This window comes from Cellulomonas hominis, from assembly GCF_005239125.1.
Taxonomy (GTDB): domain Bacteria; phylum Actinomycetota; class Actinomycetes; order Actinomycetales; family Cellulomonadaceae; genus Cellulomonas; species Cellulomonas hominis_A.
In genome coordinates, this window is record NZ_SZYE01000238.1 from 1 (window position 1) to 4,747 (window position 4,747).

General features: G+C 77.4%; 4 protein-coding genes and 1 pseudogene. 2 read left to right on the plus strand and 3 right to left on the minus strand.

Going from position 1 to position 4,747, the window contains the following annotated elements; translation table 11 throughout:
* Positions 1-1,661: pseudogene (locus FA014_RS20255) on the plus strand (cellobiose phosphorylase); the annotation flags it as partial.
* A complete protein-coding gene (locus tag FA014_RS17865; protein ID WP_195969357.1) occupies positions 1,658-2,506 on the plus strand; it encodes an endonuclease/exonuclease/phosphatase family protein in 849 nt (282 codons plus the stop codon). The pseudogene FA014_RS20255 and the gene FA014_RS17865, both read left to right, overlap by 4 nt.
* A gap of 96 nt (positions 2,507-2,602) precedes the next feature.
* On the opposite strand, the gene FA014_RS17870 is transcribed toward FA014_RS17865, so the two are convergent.
* The 3 genes from FA014_RS17870 to ftsR form a co-directional block, all read right to left on the minus strand.
* On the minus strand, positions 2,603-3,187 hold the full coding sequence (locus FA014_RS17870; protein ID WP_154730978.1) for a MerR family transcriptional regulator: 585 nt from the start codon (positions 3,185-3,187) through the stop codon (positions 2,603-2,605).
* A gap of 149 nt (positions 3,188-3,336) precedes the next feature.
* The gene (locus tag FA014_RS17875) at positions 3,337-3,903 is read right to left on the minus strand and encodes a bifunctional nuclease family protein (protein WP_154730979.1); all 567 of its coding nucleotides are present in this window, start codon (positions 3,901-3,903) and stop codon (positions 3,337-3,339) included.
* Between the two features lie 82 nt (positions 3,904-3,985).
* Positions 3,986-4,747: transcriptional regulator FtsR (ftsR, locus tag FA014_RS17880; protein WP_419178439.1), on the minus strand; the 762-nt coding region annotated here is incomplete at its 5' end.

Genomic DNA, 4,747 nt, shown 5'->3' on the forward strand with positions numbered 1-4,747 from the left:
GGGCGAGCACCGGGACGGCGGCCGAGGTCGTCGCTGCCGGGCTCGACGCCGCGCGCGAGGCCGCCGGGCACCGCGCCACCCTCGCCCGGCTGACCCGCGGGCTGTCCGTGGCGGCGGGCTCCCGGCTCGCCGAGCTCGGGACGCTGCTGCCCTGGTGGGCCAACGACGCCCGCGTGCACTACCTGGTCCCGCACGGCCTGGAGCAGTACCAGGGCGCGGCCTGGGGCACCCGCGACGTCTGCCAGGGCCCGTTCGAGCTGCTGCTGGCGGCCGGCCGGCTCGACGCCTGCCGGGACGTGGTGCTCCGCGTGCTCGGCGCCCAGGCCGTCGACGGCACGTTCCCGCAGTGGTTCATGTTCGACGCGTACGCCGAGATCCTGCAGGAGCACGCGCACGGCGACGTCGTGCACTGGCCGCTGTTCGCGCTCGGCCAGTACCTGCGGGCGTCGGGCGACGTCGGCGTGCTGGGCGCGGCCGTGCCGTTCCGCACCGGGGAGCCCGCGACGGTCGCCGACCACCTCGACGCGCTGCTCCGGCACCTGGAGACGGACCTCGTGCCCGGCACGTCCCTGCCCGCGTACGGTGACGGCGACTGGGACGACACCCTGCAGCCGGCCCGCTCCGAGATGCGCGCCTCGATGGCGTCGACCTGGACCACCGCCCTCGCGGTGCAGGCGCTCGGGCTCGCCGCCGAGCAGCTGCGGGGCGCACCCGGCGCCGCGGGGCTCGTCGCCCGGCTGGACTCGCTCGGCGCCGCGGTCGCGGCCGACCTGCGCCGGCACATGCTGCCGGACGGCGTCGCGGCCGGGTTCGTCACCGTCGCCGACGGCGTGGCCACGCCCGTGATCCACCCGCGCGACACCTCGACGGGCCTGACCTACCGGCTGATCCCGATGACCCAGCTGGTGCTGGCGGGGGTGCTCGACCAGGACGGCGCCGACCGGCACGAGGCGATCATCCGGGAGCACCTGCTCTTCCCCGACGGCGTGCGGCTGACCGACCGCCCCACGCGGTTCGCCGACGGCGAGACGGAGTCGTTCCGCCGCGCCGAGCAGGCGGCGTTCTTCGGCCGCGAGGTCGGGCTGATGTACGCGCACGCCCACATCCGGTGGGCGGAGGCGCTGGCCGCGCTCGGCCGCGCCGACGTCGGCGACGAGCTGCTGCGGCTGTCGCCCATCGGCATGCGGGAGCGCGTCCCGAGCGCCCTGCCCCGGCAGCGCACCTGCTACACGTCGTCCTCGGACGCGGTGTTCCCCGACCGGTACGCCGCCGCGCGGGACTTCGAGCTGCTGCGCACCGGCGAGGTGCCCACCGCCGACGGCTGGCGGGTGTACTCCTCGGGTCCGGGGATCTACCTGCGGCAGGTGCTGCACGGCCTACTCGGCCTGGAGGAGCGGCACGACGTGCTCGTCGTCGGTCCCACGCTCGCGCCGGAGGACGACGGGCTGGCGGTCGAGCTCGACCTGGCCGGCGCCCGCCGGACCGTGCGCTACCGCGTCGACCCGGACGCCACGGCGGTCGAGGTGCGGGTCGACGGCCGGGCCGCCCCGGCGACGCCGGTGCCGCACCCGTACCGGTGGGCGAGCGCCGCGGTGGACCTGGCCGCGCTCGACGGCGCCCGGGTGCTCGAGGTGACGACGCCGGCCGGCACCCGGCTGTGACCGCGGCGCTGCGGGTCGGCACGTACAACCTGTGGGTCGCCCACTGGCCGGCCACGGCGACGTACGACCGGCTGCCGCTCGTCCGGGCCGCGCTGGACCACGTGGACGTGCTCGGCACGCAGGAGGGCACGCGCGCGCACCTCGCGGCGCTGACCGACGGCACCGGGTTCGCCGCGCTGGGCCGGTCGCGGGACGGCGACGGCTCCGGCGAGCACGCGGCGATCCTGTACCGGCCGGAGCGGGTCGCCGTCCTGGCGACCGGCGACTTCTGGCTGTCGCCGACGCCGGAGGTGCCGAGCACCGGCTGGGACGCCCGGTTCCGCCGGCTGTGCACCTGGGCGCGGCTGCGGGACCGCGCGACGGGGTCGACGTTCGCGGTGCTGAACGCGCACCTGGACCACGAGGGGGCGCGGGCGCGGCGGGAGTCGGCGCGGCTGCTGCTGGCGCGCGCCGCGGAGGTCGGCGGGGGCGGGCCGGTCGTGCTGACCGGGGACCTCAACGCCGCGCCGGGGTCGGAGCCGCTGCGGGTGCTGCTCGGCGGGCCGGCCGCCGGCGGCGCGCGGGCCGGAGGCGGGGACTCGCCGGGTGTCGCCCTGGTGGACGCGCGCGCCGCCAGCGCGACCCCGCCGACGGGGCCGTCGACGACGTTCACCGAGCTGCTCGACCCGGACGGGCCCGCCCCCGGGCCCGAGGCCGTGCGGCAGCGGATCGACCACGTCCTGGTGACGCCGGACGTCACGGTCGAGGCCTACGCCGTCCTGGACGCCCGCCCGGGCGGCCGGCACCCCTCGGACCACGACCCGGTGGTGGCGACCCTGCAGCTTCCCGCACCGCCCACCCCCTGACCCGTCTCCCGGCGCCACCCGCACCCCGCGGGCGCGGACAGCAGGACGGCCCGGACCCCGTGCGGGGTCCGGGCCGTCCCGGTGCCGTGGGGTCCGTCAGCCGGCGGTGCGCGCCCGGCGCCGCTCCGCGAGCTCGTCGTGCGCGTGGGCGGCGACGCCCTCGTCCTCGGCGCGCTCGGTCGGCAGCTGCGCGAGGGTGCCCTCGACCTCGCGCCAGACCCGGCCGACCGCGATGCCGAACACGCCCTGGCCGCCCTGCACCAGGTCGATGACCTCGTCGGCGGACGTGCACTCGTAGACGCTCGCGCCGTCGGACATCAGCGTGATCTGGGCGAGGTCGTCGACACCGCGCTCGCGCAGGTGGCCGACCGCCGCGCGGATCTGCTGCAGCGAGACGCCGGTGTCGAGCAGCCGCTTGACCACCTTGAGCACCAGGATGTCCCGGAACGAGTACAGCCGCTGCGTCCCCGAGCCGGTGGCCGGGCGGACCGACGGCTCGACCAGGCCGGTGCGGGCCCAGTAGTCGAGCTGGCGGTAGGTGATGCCGGCGGCGCGGCACGCGGTCGGGCCGCGGTAGCCGGTCGTCACGTCGAGGTCCGGGAGCTCGTCGCCGAACAGGAGGCCCTGCGCCCGCTGCGGGACGGCGCCTGCCGCCTCCGCTGTCTGCTCGGTGCCGGTCACGGGGTCCTCCACTCGTCGCGCCCGCGCGCCGGGGCGGCGTGTCGGGAGATGCAATGCTGTGCTGTTCTGGGTGCAACGCTAGGGCCGCCGCCGAGGGCGGTCAACGACCGCCGCGCCCACGACACTCGGCGTGTCGCGCTCGGCGTGTCTTACCCTCCACTTGAGGTTGAACCTCGGTCCTTCCCTCCGGGCTCCCCGCGCTCGAAGTCGTCGGGCGAGACGTTGTCCAGGAACTGCCGGAACTGCGCGACCTGCTCGTCCGGGCTGGTGCTCGCGGCGGCCTCGTCGGCCTCCTCCGGGGACACCGGTGCCGCCTCGACGCCGACCTCCGCCAGGACGTCCGTCGCGCACAGCACCGGGCAGCCCACCCGCACCGCCAGCGCGATCGCGTCCGAGGCGCGCGCGTCCACCCGGGTCCGCCGCTCCCCCAGCACCAGCGCCGCGTGGAACACGCCGCCGACCAGCTCGGTGATCTCCACCTGCACCACGCGCACGTCCAGGGCGACCAGCACGTCCCGGAGCAGGTCGTGCGTCATCGGCCGCGGCGGCACCACGCCGGCCTGGGCCGTGGCGATCGCGCCCGCCTCCGTGGGGCCGATCGCGATCGGCACGATCAGCTCGCCCACGGGCTCGAGCAGCAGCACGACGAGCTCGTCGTCGCCCGGGTGGCGGCGCACGCCGAGCACCTCGAGCTGGACCAGGTCGTCCTCGTGCATGCGTCCAAACTACGACGCGCGGGCGCGCCGTGCACCGGGCGCACCCGCCCCTCCCTGCCGCCGGGGCGCCCGGGCCGTCGCCTCAGGGCGCCAGGTCCGCCACGCCCGCGCGCACCAGCGCGGTGTGCAGGCGGGTGCACAGCTCGCCGACCTCGGCCGCGACGGTGCTTGCGCGGCCCCGCGCCGACGGCGACGACTGGCCGCGCCACGGCGCCACGACCGTCTCCACCATGTCGACCTGGCGGTCGGCGGCGCTCCGGAACGCGCGCAGGTGCCGGGCCTCCAGCCCGTGCTCGGCGAGCGCGGCCGCGGCCTGCACGACGTCCTTCGCCCACGCGTCCAGGTGCCCGGACGCCGACGGGCGGAGCACGCCCGCCTGCACCAGGTCGGCGACGAGCCGCTCCTCGACCCCGGCCTCCCGGGCCAGCGCCGCGGTGGTGTAGCGCGCGTCGGTCGCCCCCAAGCGCGGCACGCCGTCCTCGGTCACGACGAGCGAGACCGGCTCGGACTCCTCGCCGGCGTCCAGCGCGGCCAGCCGCTCGCCGATCACCTTGAGCGGCACGTACCGGTCCCGCTGCTCGCGCAGCACGTACCGGAGCCGCTCCAGGTCGGCCGGGCTGTACTGCCGGTAGCCCGCCGGCGTGCGCACGGGCTCGACCAGGCCCTGCTCCTCGAGGAACCGGAGCTTGGAGTTCGTGACCGCCGGGAACTCGATCCGCAGCGCCGCGAGCACGTCGGAGATCCGCATGCTCGCCTGCCGGGACAGCCCGCGCGGCCACGGGCCGGGCGCGTCCTGGCCCGCCGGCGCGGCCGCGTCGGGCGCAGGGTGCGCGGCGGTGCCGGC